Raw genomic sequence first — 13,619 nt, 5'->3', positions numbered from 1 at the left:
TTGAATTGAAACCTGAAAGGATGAGGAGAGATGGATATCCGTTTTGTTGATAAAAACTGGACTCGAATTGTAGGAAATACAAACGAAGATCAAAAAGCAGTGATGGATGTGATAGAGCGAAACCGGCGGCGTTTACATGATGTTATGGCGACAGACGCTTTGCCGCGTGACCTGATGGAGCTCGCGGCGGTTTGTGTGGACTGGTTGCGGAATTTAAGGCTGGTGGTGGGGTGCAAAAATTTCGCCGCCTATTACGGCCACGCCACTGCCAGGCTGTCTCAGTTGGAGCACAGGCTTCAGACTGAACAGGGAATGAGTTACTAGCGTTTGCTATTCTCAAGCGGCGCGCATGTGAATTTTTTGTGACTCTTGCCGCCGGCGTTGCTCGCAGTATTGCGAAACCATTGAAATGACGTTCTTATCGTGAAAGACTGGCGAAGAGTTATCGCTATCCGGATTTGGAGAAGGCTATGAAGTCGGAACAATCCTCAATAATCGACGATATCTACCGCTTGACTCTCGCCCTGGATTCGCAGCCGCCCACCACTTGCAAGGATAGAAGGTTACGGGAAGAGCAATTGGAATTGCTTCAGGAGCTTTGGCGCGAACTTGATATGGTTATCAAGCATGAATGGCCGAACGGCCCAGGTAAAGCGTGACCATCCTGTCACTCAAGGCTCATGCAGCCCCTTCCATAAAAAGTCCCATACCTGCGACGGCCTGCTTTCTTCAGCCGGTATTGGAGTAGCGTCTTACCGGGATAAATCTTAGTCATATGAAGCGAATTTCCTCAGATTCGGTCGCGTTGCCGGTGGAAATTCGCTGATCTGCGTTAATACTTTAGTTGGGAGTCGTCTCTTGTCTTCAGGCATAAGAGAAGCTGCGCCCTGCCTTGGTCCTGGAGGAGTGCTAAAAGCGGCGCCTGACGCGTCCCGGTTTAACGTTCTGAAAAAGATATGTTGAGGGCGGCAATGAGTATAAGGTTAAAACTAATATTGGCGTTATTGAGCACACTGGTTATTCCTGTAACCATCATTGCTTTTGTTACGGTTAACCATCAGCGAGAGACCGCTAAACAACACTTCTTTAACTCCAGCGCCAGAGAAATTAGTCAAATAGAGCAAGGAATCACAAATTTATTCAGCGGCATTTCCGAAAATTTAAAGTTCCTGTCGATTACCAATGAAGTCAGTGAGGTTGATGGCGGCGTAGCCACTTACATGGGCAATTATTCAGGGGATATGAATCCGCTGGGTAATGGCGAAGTCGAGCAAGCGGTTTTTCGCCTATTTGATAAATTTGGCGGTTCGCATCCGGCCTTGGCCTATCTTTACCTGGGGACAGATCAAGGGGGCTATATTCAATGGCCGAAAGGTAAAGCCACCGCGAATTATGATCCCCGGGTTCGGCCCTGGTATCAGGCGGGAAAAAGCGCTTCAACGCCAGTTAGAACGTCCGCCTACTATTGGGCGGCGGATGATACGGCCATTGTAAGTACGGCAGTCTCATTTCAAGGGGCTGGCGTGAAGGGCGTTGTTGGAATGGATGTATCTTTAGGACAGCTTACAAAAATTATAAAGGAACTGCGGTTTGGAAAATCAGGCTTCTTAATCCTGACCGAAAAAGATGGAACAATTCTGGTAGACCCCAATGACGCCAAGAATAATTTCAAGAAGCTGTCGGACGTCAAGGTGGAAGGTTATAGCGAAATTGAAAGGTTACAGCAGGGAGGGGGCGAATTAACGCTGAATGGCGAGCGCTATTTTGTGAATACATTAATTTCACCGGAAATGGGCTGGAAGTTTGTTGGTTTCGCTCCGACAGGAGAAGTCTATGCAGATTCCGATAAACAAAGAAATATTCTGATTGGAATCAGTTTTATTCTTTTAATCGTGTTCGGCGTGCTGGCGTACAGTCTCTCTGGACTCATCGCAAGCCCCATACAGAAAGTCACGCGCAGGCTCGGTGAAATAGCCAGCGGCGACGCAGACCTTACTCAGAGGCTGGAAGTAAAGGGCGGCGACGAAACCGCCCAGTTATCCGATAGTTTCAATCGCTTTCTTCAGACGATCCAGGGCATGGTTAAACAGATCGACGCCACCAGTCAGTCGCTTCTGTCGTCGTCTCAGACAGTCAAAGACTCCAATGACAAACTGTCGACGGAAACGCAGTCGCAGCAACAGCAATTGGAGCTGGTCGCCACGGCTTACAATCAAATGGTTGCGACAGCGAATGAAGTGGCTTCCAGCTGCTCTAACACGGCGGAGTCCGCGAGAGACGCCCTCGATAAGGCGCGTTCGGGCGAGTTGACAATCAGTAGAGCTGTTGCCGTAGTGAAAGGGCTGGGAGAGGCCATTACTAACGCCACAAACCAGATTAATATTCTAGGTAAAGAGAGCGCCAACATAACTTCGATTTTGGGCGCCATAAGAAGCATCGCCGAGCAAACTAATTTATTAGCCTTGAATGCGGCCATAGAGGCGGCGAGAGCAGGGGAACTGGGGAGAGGGTTCGCCGTCGTCGCCGATGAAGTAAGAACGCTTGCGCAGCGTACCCAAAGCTCAACTCAGGAAATCGAAGAACAACTAGGTAAGCTCAGAAGCTATGTTGAAAGCACGGTAAAGCTGATGGAAGAAAGCCTGGACCGGTCTCAGCAAGCGATTACTGAGTCGGGCACTGTCAGTGAGGCGTTCGCTCAGGTAATGTCTCAAATAGACAGGATCAGTGATATGACCACTCAGATAGCGGCGGCGGCGGAAGAGCAACATCAGGTATCGGAAGATATAAATCGTAATATTGAAAGTATTAACTCTAGCTCGAATGAGGTATCTAAAGTCGCTCAGGACAGTCGCTCCGCATCTCTGGCTCTTGAAAAGCAGGCGGGGGATTTGAATCAGCTTGTAGTGAGATTCAAAGTATAAATTCCCGGTTATCCGGCGCCGCAGCCCACTGTAGGACCCGGCCAGGGCTATTAACACGGCGAGGACAGAGCCTGATTAAGAGCGGCGCGGCTTGCCCTCCATCAGTTTGGTTTCCCCATCAAATAGCTTGTAGGTATTCCGGCCGGCCTCTTTAGCTGAATACAAAGCCGTGTCCGCCATTTTCACCAAGTCGTCCGCAGTCACGGCGCGAGCGGGCAGAAACGCCACGCCGATGCTTGTTCCTACCTGAATGTTTAATCCGTCGAGCTGAAACTCTTTTTTCATGGCCCAAAGTATTTTTTGAGCGATTTGTTTGGCGTCGCCCTGGGCGCTGAGCTTTTCCGCAATGATAATAAATTCGTCGCCGCCGAGACGGGCGAGCGTGTCAGATTCTCTGATGATCTGCTGAATACGCCTGCTGAACGCCACCAACAGCTCGTCTCCGATCCCGTGGCCGTATGTATCGTTGATCGACTTGAAGCGGTCGATGTCCAGATACATGATCGCAAACAACTCTTTGTTGCGATGAGCGCGAGCCAGGGCTTGATTCAGTCGGTCATAGAATAGCGCACGGTTTGGCAGATTCGTAAGGCTGTCAAACTGAGCCAGATGACGTAGCTTTTGCTCCGTATTCTTCCGTTCTGAAATATCGTGGAGAAAGGCGCAGAACTGCCATGTCTCCTGCACGTGGATCGCGGAAATGGTGATTTCCACAGGTATGCTCTCTCCCCCTTTAGTGAGGGCAGGCAAATCAAGTCGCTGTCCTAAGACAACCCCTTGGCCGGTCTCCAAAAATCGGCGCATGCCGTATTCATGTTTCTCCCGCAGAGGCTCTGGAATGATCAGGCTGGATAATTTGTTTCCGACGGCTTCTTCGGAGGTCCAGCCGAGGGTTTCTTCCGCTTTCGGATTCCAGTCGGTGATGACGCCGTTGGCGTCCATGGCGATAAAGGCTTCATGGGAGCTTTCGAGAATACGTCTTGTGCGGGTTTCACTTTCCTTGAGTTGTCGCTCTATATGTTTTCTCTGTTCCGCCTCTTGCTCCTGACGCTGCAGAGCCAGGGACGTCGCTTCCAATAAGTCCTCTTTTTCCTGCAGCCTGATTTTGCGGCCTATGGCTGAACCTATCAGTCCCGCCATCATTTCGAGCGTTTTCAGGTCATCGACATCAAAAGCATTGGCTGTGTCGGAGAGTATTTTCAGGACGCCAACCACGCTGCCCGCCTCATAGAGAGGAGTCACCACCATTGAGGCGGCGCCGACTTTCCTGCACGCCTCGTAATCGACCCTTGGGTCAGTGGCTGTGTTCTCAGAGATAAGGGCTTTGCGGTCAGTCACGCAAAGCCCGGACAAGCTGTTAAACAGGTTTATCCGCAGGCCCTCAAATTGATGCGCTGAGCCGCTGGTAGCCTGATAAACCATCTCATCGCCTTCCATTAGTTCGATAACTGATCCTGTGGCGGGAGTGAGGGTCAGCATTTTATCCACGACAAGTTTCATAAAGGCCGACATGTCGATTTCCGCCTGGGACAAATGGGCCTGCGTTTCAACGATTTGGTTGAGTTTCTCTGTCGCTTTTTCAAGGCGGATTTCTGTTTCGCGATACTCTCGCAGGACTTCGATCAGATAATCATTGGAGGTCGCCAGGACTTCTCTTTCACTGTGTAACTTTGACAGTGAAGCGTCCTCCCGCTCTTGCTGGACGTTGCAGTCATGAATATCCGTAAAAGAAACGAGCCAGCTCCGGATATCGCCCCGCTCACTGCTCAGGGGAACGACATGACACGCATGCCACCGGTAAGTTAAGTCTGACGAGCGCTGAAGCCGCATCGTCAGCTCGAACGGGGATTGCGCTTCGATGCCGATTCGCCATCCTCTTTGAACGGTAGCGATGTCGTCCTGGTGAATGACTTCGATCCATCTCATGCCAGTAGAGCTGGCTGCAGATAACCCGGAATACTTGCGCCATAATGCATTGCATTTAATCCAGGCGCCGTTCTGATCCGCCTCGGCGAGTAGATGGGGAAGCGGCAGCTTCCATAGATTGGCTAGTCGCATTGGGTTATCAGGTCTGGAAATAAAGAAAGGGACTCACATGAAGTCCGTATTTTTGTAGGTCCATATAGCAGAAGTATAGATGACTTAAATAGATAGTCTGAGCGCCATGCTCAACTATCAATCAGACAGACAAATAGCGCCCTTTAATCTGTCTGCAACGACAATTTGTCTGCAACGACAGGTTGTCTGCAGCGACGGGGCTTGCCCATGTCAGGCCCTGTCGCCCACGGCGTCCTCTTAGCCCATTGGTGCGCTCCGTTATGCCATAACAATATAAACCGAGGCTCGCCGAACCATTAGGATCAACTAAATTTATTAATGTTGGCTTAATTCCGCCTGAAGAATACTGATAATGACAAAGCCTTATGTCGACTTTAACTGGGCCATAGCAGGAAGCGCCGACACCCCCCAAGACCAAGTGGTCAATACGATTGTCAGTAAGTTGATCCAGTTATGCGAGCTCTCCGTTGCGGCCGAGGAAATGCCCGACATTATGTGTCAGATTCTGAACTGCCAGAGCTGCTTGCACAATCTCAAGAACCATATTGGAGAGTCCGATTTTACCCACTATTTCTTTCTGGCTGATATTGAGCTCGAAAAGCTGGATGGGCTGCTTGAAACGGGGGAGTCTGAACCAGGAGACGAGTTAGAAAGTTAACCTTTCCGGCAGGCTGTCCAGCAGGGTGTCAAGCGACGCGGAGGGACGTTTGTGGCTGAGAGACTGGTTGAATCCGACTGGAGCGTCAAGTTAGGCGGCGAAGGGATTTCCATGGCATCGAAAGTGAGCCTGATTGAAGCCAAACAGCAGCAGTTGTCGCAGTTGAAAAAGAAGCTAAAGTTATCAAGTAAGGTGACGTATTTGGTAGACATAACTATTAGTGAGTTGATGAAGCTCAAGTCTAATCTCGAATCGAAAGAGCATGATTTACTTTATGGGCGTGTCACCTATCTGTTGCGCCAGATAGAGAATGAGTTGCAATAGAGTGACGTTGAAGCCTGAATCAAAAGAAATAGGGATGCATAGTATGTAGAGGTCGAAGGGAACTTGATGAGTCGAAATTTTGAAGTCTTGCCGCAGCGATACATTGATGACCAATGGAACGACATAGGAAACGCTGATGCGCCCTATGAACTGATCCTGGACTGTGTCGCTACCAAGCTTCGAAAGTTGAAAATGCTGCAGGAAGCGGCTTGCCACCAGGCGAATCTGGTCTTTCAGGCCAAAAAGTGTGAGTGGGCGATCGGTTTGCTGCCTTCTCTGGCAGGCCGTGACGACTATGTAAACTTTCATCGGTATGTGGAAATAGAGCTGGAAAGACTGGATGAATTGCTTGCCGGCCATGAGTCAAAAGCGGGATAGGTTTCAGACGAGTTCTAGTCAGCCGGCGGGGCTCTGAGCGACTGGCCTGCGCCCGCAGGCAATATTAATCAGGCGGACAAATAGCTTCTTTTTATCTATGTGTCTGCAAAGACAAGATACGACAAAGGCAAGTGACGACAAAGCCAGAAGCAATCAGGATTACAACGCATGGAAGGCCCTGTTCAACGATCTCCCTATACCCACTTATATAGCTGGATACGTTTTCTCCGAGCGGAAGGCGCCAGCCGGCAAGATATCCTCAAAGCCTTTGAGATATGTAACTCCGTACGCCTGGAGCCCTTTGACAAAGGTCAAATGGTGTTGGCGAAGACTATTATCCGTCACGCCCTGGGAGAGTCGCCCATGCTTGAGCTGGAACGATATTGCCCTCCTACGCGGGTGATTGACTTCATAGCGGTGGTTGATTGCGCGGAAGGCTATATATGCAGAGCCATTACCCCTAAGGAAGAAGAAGACTTTCTGTTCTGGGTTGTGCAGTCCGCGGTGGGCGGTAGTTTGAGGTTATGTGACTTACCCGCCAGATTGCTCGGTCTGAATAAAGATATCTGCGAGCTACTGTTGTTCCGGGCGCATGCTGGAATGCGTTATCGCCTGGAGGGCTTGCCGTATCGTCCGCTGGTTGCGGTTTTAACCGCCAGGGACTTCGGTTTACCCAGGCCCTTCTCGTATAACCCTGATTCCTACCCAGATCAGTGGGGAAGAGGCGGACTCCGGCGGTAAAGTCATGACAGATTCCGCCGTTCACTCGTCCTGTTGGTGTAAATCTCTCCTAAACCTCCCCTAATCCAGGGGCCTGGCCGCTACTGCTCTTACACCTGCTTCACTGCTCCTGGACCTGCTCCCACTTTTCCTTTTTGCGATAGATCGTGGAGGCGCTGACGTCGAGCATTGCTGCGGCTTTGGGGATGTTGCCGTCGCAATAGGCGATGGCTTGTTCGATGGCTTCCTTTTCGATCAGCCATAGCGGTTTGATGGGGGCGTCTTCCTGTCCTGTCTCGGTGGGCTGCGGCTGTTCGAGTCGTGGGGCCGGGGGGCGATGGGGGGAAGGGGGCGCTGCAGAGTGGGAGTGAAAGGGGATCATCTCCGGCGTTACCGCGTCATCGTTATTGAGCACCACGATATTGCGGATGACGTTTTGCAGTTCTCTGACATTGCCTGGCCAGCTGTGCGCCATCATGATGCTGGTCGCCTCTGGCGTGAAACGGGTGAAACCTTTGTTTTCCTGTTTGGCGTACTCCCGCAGAAAGCTCTCCATCAGCAGTTTGATGTCGGTTTCCCGTTCTCTGAGCGGCGGCAGGTAGATGGGGATGACGTGGAGTCGATAATACAGGTCCTCCCGGAAACGTCCCGCCTGCACCTCCTGCAAGGGATCGCGGTTGGTGGCGCAAACGAATCTGACGTCCACGGTTTCCTGTTGCGAGCCGCCGACCCGCTGAAACGTACCGGTCTGAATAAAGCGCAGCAGCTTGGTTTGCAGCTCCAGGTCCATTTCACAGATCTCGTCCAGGAACAGGGTGCCGCGATGGGCCAGGGTGGCGGCGCCGTCGCGGTTGTTCAGCGCGCCGGTGTAAGCGCCTTTGACGTGGCCGAATATCTCGCTCTCCATCAGGTCTTTGGGAATGGCGCCGCAATTCAGGGGGATAAAAGGCCCTTGTTTACGCGGACTGCGATGGTGGATCGCCTCGGCGCACACTTCTTTGCCGACGCCGCTTTCGCCGGTGATAAATACGGTGGCGTTGCTGGGGGCGGCGCAATCAATGATGCGATAGACCCCTTGCATGGGCAGGGACTCGCCGATGAAACCCTCATAGTGACGGCGTGCGAACTGCTCCCGATAGCCTTGCACTTCCTTCACCAGATTATTGTTGGCCAGCGCGTTCTTCACAGTGACCTGCAGACGGCGGGCGTCAAAAGGCTTCACCAGGAAATCGAAAGACCCGTAATGCATGGCGTTGACGGCGATATCGATAGAGCCGTGAGCGGTCATGACGATCACCGTGGAGGGCAGGTCGTCCTGCTTAATGCGCTTGAGAATATCCATGCCATCCATGTCCGGCAGCTTGAGATCCAGCAGCACCACGTCCGGCGGCTCCCGCAGAATTTGCACAATGGCGTCGCGGCCGGTCTCCACCGTGACGATGATATAGCCGCCGGCCTCCAGATAGCTCTGATACAGGGACGCCAGGGACTGGCTGTCTTCGATCAACAATATCCGTTTCTTCACATCAGCTTCCATTGGGTCATGGGTGAGTCCCTCTCATCGCCACGGGGGAACATTCAAGGGCTGGCTCTGAGCAGCAACAGCGTCGCATCGTCTTCCAGCGTGGAGCCCGCGGCGCGCAGGGTTTCTTCCAGTTGGGTCTGGGCCGGGACCTGCGGGAACTGTTTGAGGTTGGCGGCGAGCAATCTGCGAACCGCGTCCTCACGATCTTCCAGCGCGCCTTCTCCGTGCTCTGTTAAGCCATCAGTGTAGCCAATGAATACGGAATCTTCCGGTAGATCGACGTCACATTCTTCATAAGAGTAATTATGCGCCAGTCCCAGCATCATGCCGCCGCAGGCGATCGGGCGCAGCTCTCCCTCCGTCAGCAACCAGGGTTCCGGGTGGCCTGCGGACGCGATGGTGAGACGATGGCTCCCGGGACGCAGCTGAATGACAAGACAAGTGAGCCCGGTGCGCGCGAGCAGCGGCGATGAGGCGACGAAATGAGAGAGCTGATCGAGCAATTCTCCCGGCGCGGCGGACTGAGGCGCGGCGTGACAGAGTCCATGCAGATAGCCCGCCGCCGCATGGGCGAAGAATTTGGCTTGTTCGCCGTGTCCCATGATGTCGCCGAGTATCAGCGTGAAAGCGTCGGCGCTTTCGCGATGGAAGATGAAGTCGCCGCCGCCTCTGGCGGCGACCCGATAGCCCGAGGAAATCCGGATCTGGCTGAATTGCTCTGGAATAGGCGACCACAGCAGGGAGGACACGCGATTATCCAGTTCGGCGTTGAGGGTGCTTCTCACATCCTGGGAGCGCTTGAGCACTTGCGCGACGGTTTGTTGCAGCCGCTGTTTGCTCATGGGCTTTTCGATAAACCCGTCAATGGACAGGTGCGCGGCGCTGCTTTGCACCTGTTGCGGGGCGCATCCGCTCATGAAAATAAACGGAATCATGCGGGTGGCGGCGCGTTCCGCCAGTCGTTTGCGCAGCTCCAGGCCGTTGAGATGGGGCATATTGACGTCGCAGAGAATCAAGTGGGGCGGCTGCTCGACAATCGCCTTTTCCGCATCGCGGGGGTCTTCCAGAGCGGTGACTTCATATTCATCGGCCAGATACGCCTGCAGCAGATGAAGTTGCGTCAGATCGTCGTCGATCACAGCGATGCGCGGCTGCGCGCCGCTTAGCTTTATGCGCACGCAGTAGCTGTTGAAGTCTCCTTCCGTGGCGACAACCCGTTGATAACGGGCGCTGGGGGCGAGACTGCGAATCAGCGTCAGGCCCATGCCGTTCTCATGTAAGGGACTCTCTGATAATAAATCTTCAATATTGCGCTCGGCGTCGAACAGAGAGGACTGATCCGCGCCGTTGTCCAGCAGCAACAGATCGACAAAGCCGCCTCCGCTGCGTTTGTCCAGGGCGATAAAGTCCGCCTGGGGGTCGTGCTTCACCACGTTAGTGAAGTACTCGGCGACCAGAAGCTGCATGTCCTCGCAAGTCTGGTTGTCGACGCCTTTGCCCAGCAGAAAGCGGGCCGCGCATTCCCGCGCCGCGCCGACGGCGGCGAGGTCCGGGCGGGATTGGTAGAACAGTCGGTCGTAACCGGCATGGCTAGTTAAAAGGGTGGAGTTCATTCAACGCCTCTAATGTCGAGTCGGTCAGTTGGCGCATGCAACGGTATTCGTTCTCCGCCTCCGTATAGTCATGCGCCCTGCAGGCTTCTTCAATGGCTTTGGCGTGCAGGTGAATACGCTGCGCGCCGAAAGTCTGGGAACTGCTTTTCAGCGCATGGGCGCAGATTTCGAATTGTTCGTAGTCCTGCTCGCCAAGATGGTCTTGCATGGCGTCCACGCGTTTGGTCAGCTCCGAAGAGAAAATCGCCAGCATGCGTTTCAGGGTGTCCGCTGAGGTATCGTTGAGCAGTTGCTGCAAGGCCCTGGGGTTAATCAGCGCAATGTCGGCGCTGGCCTCCGCGGCGGGCTGCGCGCTCACGGAGGCGGGCTCGGGCGGCGTCGAGGGCGGTGAAGATTTCTTACTGTTTTTCTTTATCCAGTGGCTGGCCATTTCAACCAGACGAGCGCGATCCACCGGCTTGGTGAGAAAGTCCTGCATGCCGCCGGCGAGGCAGCTCTCGCGCTCTGACGTCATGGCGTGGGCTGTGAGCGCCACAATGGGCGTTGTCAGCCCGCGCCGGCGCATGAGCTCCACGGTTTCGCGACCGCTCAGGCCGGGCATGCGCATGTCCATGAAGATGAGGTCGTAAATGCAGTGTCCGGTTTTATCTATGGCTTCTTCGCCGCTGAGCGCAGTGTCAATATTGAAGCCTGCGGATTCCAGGAAAGAGCGGGCGATGAGCAAATTGGCGTCGCTGTCATCCACCACCAGAATATCTCCCTGTTCCGGCTCCAGGGACGGGGAGGACGTTGGCGCGTAATGACTGTTGCGACGCAACTCCGACTCCTGCGTTTTGTCGGGGACCTCAATTGGGCGGCCCAGGGCGCAGGCGAGCAGGGCCTGGAGCGTTTGTCTGCGGGTGGCGGGAGTATAGAGCGCGCCATAGCAGTTTTCCGTTTCCGGCTGGCGCTGGCTGGCCTGACGATAGACGGCGATACGCGTCAGGCTGGCGTCCTTAAACAGAGCGTCTTTGCAGGCTGGCGGGTTTTCCATATCCACCAGTGCGATGAGTTTGAGGCCGCTGTCGACCTGCTTGTGAAGATCGTCCTCCTGCAGGCAGCAGACGCCGTCCAGGCTCCATAGATGCAGCTGCCATTGAAAAGCGCGTCGCCACTCCCGGCTGTCGCTGGCGATGATGATGCGGTAGTCCTGCAGCGGCGCGGTCAGTGCGTTCAGGTTGGCGCGATCAACCCTGGGCGCCGCCTCGGCGAGGGGGAGCTGCAGGGTGAATGTCGACCCGGCGCCGACCTGGCTGGACAGGGTAATGTCGCCATGGATGATGTTCGCCATATGGCGGGAAATCATCAGTCCTAATCCTGTGCCGTCCTTGTGGCGGCGTTCCTGGAAGAACTCGGAAAATATCCGTGACTTCGCCTCCGCGCTGACGCCAGGACCGGTGTCGCTGACATCGATGCATAGGTGTTGGGTTCCGTGCAGATGGGTGACGTAAACCATGATGTTGACGCCGCCGCGCTGCGTGAACTTGATGGCGTTGCCGATCAGGTTAACCAGAATCTGGCGCAGAAAGCTTCTATCCGTCACCATGCTGGCGGGAGTATTGGCGTCGATCACGCTTTGGATGAACAAGCCTTTCTGATGGGCCCTTTGCGACAGCAGTTGGGTGACGTACTCGACTTTCGCCGGCAGGTTGCAGGGCTCCAGGTGAGGCTCCAGCTTGCCGGCTTCGATTTTGGCCAGATCAAGCACGTCGTTGATGATTTCCAGCAGGTTTTTTCCTGCGCTTTCCGCGGATTGCAGGTAGTGACGCTGATGACGGGTGAGAGGGCTGTCCTTCAACAGCTCGACGTTGCCCAGCACCACATTGAGCGGCGTGCGTATTTCGTGGCTCATGGAGGCGAGGAAGTCCGACTTGGCGCGATTGGCGCGGTCCGCCTCCTCAATGGCCTGGCGCAGGGATTCCTGTTCCTGCCGGCGCTCGGAGATGTCCTCCAGCATGGCGGTGAAGATGTAGCTGCCGGCGAGTCGGGAGGCGGTGACGGAAATTTCGATGGGAAAGCCTGCGCCGTCCTTACGCTCGGCCTGACCCTGCAGGCGTTTATTCAGAAAGGGCGAGCGGCCTGTCGTCTTGAACTGCGTCAGTTGTTCCCAAAAGGCGTCTCGCAGGACCGTGGGAACCAGGTAATTGGCGACGGGCTGGAACATGACGTCGTCTCTGGAGTAACCGAACATGTCCTCCGCCGCTGGGTTGAATTCCAGGATTTTGCCCGCGTCGTTGACGGAGACGATGGCGTTAAGGGAGCATTCCAGCATGGCTTCTTTCACGGCCAGGTTGATGTCCGCCATCTCCTTCAGCTCCTTGATTTTGGACAGGTCCCGGAACGTCAGAATGGCGACCTGAACGCCTTCGACTTCGGCGGCGTTGATGATCAGGTCGATAGGGAAGCGGCTGCCGTCACGGCGGTAGCCCCATTCGTCAGTCTGGCGGGTAATATGGGCCGGGGCATGATGATCAGACAGTTTGAGGATAAAGTTCTCGATGCGGTCACGCTGTAATTGATCGACGATAATCAGGTCGTAGCGGTGTCCCTCCAGCTCTTTTTTTCCGTAGCCGAACATGGTTTCTGAGGCCTGGTTCATGTAGCTGATCTTGCCTTCAACGTCCAGGGTGATCAGACCGTCCAGCATATTGTCGGTGATGGCGCGTAATTGCGCTTCGCTGAAATGCAGTTTGTCCGCCAGCGCTCTGGCTTGCTCCAGACTGTCCCGCATGTCTTGGTGCACGCTTTCCAGCTCCCGGCTCATCAGGTTGAACGCACTGATGGTCTCGCCAAGCTCGTCCCGACCCGGTTTGGCTTCAATCAGGCTGAAATCGCCCTCTTGCACGCGGCGCAGGGCGCTGCGCATCAATTGTAGCTGCCGCGTCAGATAAGAGCCGAACATCATGGACGCCAGCGCCACCAGCACTACGCCGATGATGGCGATGCGGATGCTTTGGTCGCGGGCCTGTCGCCAGGCGTCATGCAGGGCGCTGGCGTCCAGGCCCAGTTCGACATTGCCGAACACGGCGTCGCCCACCTTGATGGGAATTTCTTGCAGCGCCGCGCCGAATGCGTCGTCGGGGGAGGGACGCACGCCACCGCTGCTGAGCACGCCCCGGCTGTCGTGGATGGACACGTAGGTGACATGAGGGCTGGTCAGCAGTTCGTCCACCATGCTGTTCAGAGTGGCGATATCCGAGGACAGCAATGCATCGGTGGCGGCGGCGCTGAACAAAACGCCGAAGCGGGCGGCCTCCTCTTGCGCCTGCTTCAAATGTGACTGGTTCATGATCTGCAGAAAATTGTAAATCAGCACCGACATGAATATTGCTTCGATCAGCGCGACGCCCAGTATGGTTTTTAAACGAAAGGACATATTTTCA

The 13,619-nt window shown here is 54.6% G+C and carries 11 protein-coding genes; 7 read left to right on the top strand and 4 right to left on the bottom strand.

Annotated elements, in window-relative coordinates:
* Positions 1-30 precede the first annotated feature (30 nt).
* The 3 genes from AC2IBB_RS18815 to AC2IBB_RS18805 all read left to right on the top strand — a co-directional run bounded on the left by AC2IBB_RS18815 (position 31) and on the right by AC2IBB_RS18805 (position 2,921).
* Positions 31-324 carry a hypothetical protein gene (locus AC2IBB_RS18815; RefSeq protein ID WP_486328295.1) on the top strand — a complete coding sequence of 98 codons (294 nt, stop codon included), beginning with the start codon at positions 31-33 and terminating at the stop codon, positions 322-324.
* 146 nt (positions 325-470) lie between these two features.
* Entirely contained in the window at positions 471-659 is a 189-nt protein-coding gene (locus AC2IBB_RS18810) for a hypothetical protein (RefSeq protein ID WP_486328294.1), read from the top strand.
* Positions 660-971: 312 nt separating this feature from the next.
* Complete coding sequence (locus tag AC2IBB_RS18805; RefSeq protein ID WP_486328293.1) at positions 972-2,921, top strand: methyl-accepting chemotaxis protein; 1,950 nt, start codon at positions 972-974, stop codon at positions 2,919-2,921.
* Between the two features lie 75 nt (positions 2,922-2,996).
* On the opposite strand, the gene AC2IBB_RS18800 is transcribed toward AC2IBB_RS18805, so the two are convergent.
* Positions 2,997-4,979: a diguanylate cyclase domain-containing protein gene (locus tag AC2IBB_RS18800; RefSeq protein WP_486328292.1), complete on the bottom strand. Its 1,983-nt coding sequence runs from the start codon at positions 4,977-4,979 to the stop codon at positions 2,997-2,999.
* A 352-nt stretch (positions 4,980-5,331) separates the two neighbouring features.
* On the opposite strand from AC2IBB_RS18800, the gene AC2IBB_RS18795 reads away from it, so the two are divergent.
* The 4 genes from AC2IBB_RS18795 to AC2IBB_RS18780 all read left to right on the top strand — a co-directional run bounded on the left by AC2IBB_RS18795 (position 5,332) and on the right by AC2IBB_RS18780 (position 7,080).
* Positions 5,332-5,637 (top strand): hypothetical protein, encoded by a 306-nt coding sequence (locus tag AC2IBB_RS18795; RefSeq protein WP_486328291.1) that lies wholly within the window; start codon positions 5,332-5,334, stop codon positions 5,635-5,637.
* A gap of 51 nt (positions 5,638-5,688) precedes the next feature.
* Complete coding sequence (locus AC2IBB_RS18790) at positions 5,689-5,961, top strand: hypothetical protein (RefSeq protein WP_486328290.1); 273 nt, start codon at positions 5,689-5,691, stop codon at positions 5,959-5,961.
* Between the two features lie 66 nt (positions 5,962-6,027).
* Complete coding sequence (locus tag AC2IBB_RS18785; protein WP_486328289.1) at positions 6,028-6,339, top strand: hypothetical protein; 312 nt, start codon at positions 6,028-6,030, stop codon at positions 6,337-6,339.
* A 168-nt stretch (positions 6,340-6,507) separates the two neighbouring features.
* Positions 6,508-7,080: a hypothetical protein gene (locus AC2IBB_RS18780; RefSeq protein WP_486328288.1), complete on the top strand. Its 573-nt coding sequence runs from the start codon at positions 6,508-6,510 to the stop codon at positions 7,078-7,080.
* Positions 7,081-7,180: 100 nt separating this feature from the next.
* Here AC2IBB_RS18780 and AC2IBB_RS18775 read toward each other — a convergent pair whose 3' ends face one another.
* The 3 genes from AC2IBB_RS18775 to AC2IBB_RS18765 are packed head-to-tail and all read right to left on the bottom strand — an operon-like array spanning position 7,181 to position 13,612.
* Complete coding sequence (locus tag AC2IBB_RS18775) at positions 7,181-8,584, bottom strand: sigma-54-dependent transcriptional regulator (protein WP_486328287.1); 1,404 nt, start codon at positions 8,582-8,584, stop codon at positions 7,181-7,183.
* Between the two features lie 53 nt (positions 8,585-8,637).
* On the bottom strand, positions 8,638-10,197 hold the full coding sequence (locus AC2IBB_RS18770) for a SpoIIE family protein phosphatase (RefSeq protein WP_486328286.1): 1,560 nt from the start codon (positions 10,195-10,197) through the stop codon (positions 8,638-8,640).
* Positions 10,175-13,612, bottom strand: a complete 3,438-nt coding sequence (locus AC2IBB_RS18765; protein ID WP_486328285.1) for a PAS domain S-box protein — start codon at positions 13,610-13,612, stop codon at positions 10,175-10,177. The genes AC2IBB_RS18770 and AC2IBB_RS18765 overlap by 23 nt, the downstream gene beginning before the upstream one ends.
* Positions 13,613-13,619: the final 7 nt, after the last annotated feature.

Source organism: Hahella sp. NS-SX17, assembly GCF_057367735.1.
Note: the sequence above shows the minus strand (reverse complement) of the source record. Positions and strands in the feature narration are given on the sequence as shown.

Bases quoted from the DNA above. Each gene is read 5' to 3' on its own strand.
- AC2IBB_RS18805 (WP_486328293.1), top strand. From the start codon at position 972: ATGAGTATAAGGTTAAAACTAATATTGGCGTTATTGAGCACACTGGTT.
- AC2IBB_RS18780 (WP_486328288.1), top strand. From the start codon at position 6,508: ATGGAAGGCCCTGTTCAACGATCTCCCTATACCCACTTATATAGCTGG.
- AC2IBB_RS18765 (WP_486328285.1), bottom strand. From the start codon at position 13,612: ATGTCCTTTCGTTTAAAAACCATACTGGGCGTCGCGCTGATCGAAGCA.
- AC2IBB_RS18785 (WP_486328289.1), top strand. From the start codon at position 6,028: ATGAGTCGAAATTTTGAAGTCTTGCCGCAGCGATACATTGATGACCAA.
- AC2IBB_RS18815 (WP_486328295.1), top strand. From the start codon at position 31: ATGGATATCCGTTTTGTTGATAAAAACTGGACTCGAATTGTAGGAAAT.
- AC2IBB_RS18795 (WP_486328291.1), top strand. From the start codon at position 5,332: ATGACAAAGCCTTATGTCGACTTTAACTGGGCCATAGCAGGAAGCGCC.
- AC2IBB_RS18770 (WP_486328286.1), bottom strand. From the start codon at position 10,197: ATGAACTCCACCCTTTTAACTAGCCATGCCGGTTACGACCGACTGTTC.
- AC2IBB_RS18810 (WP_486328294.1), top strand. From the start codon at position 471: ATGAAGTCGGAACAATCCTCAATAATCGACGATATCTACCGCTTGACT.
- AC2IBB_RS18800 (WP_486328292.1), bottom strand. From the start codon at position 4,979: ATGCGACTAGCCAATCTATGGAAGCTGCCGCTTCCCCATCTACTCGCC.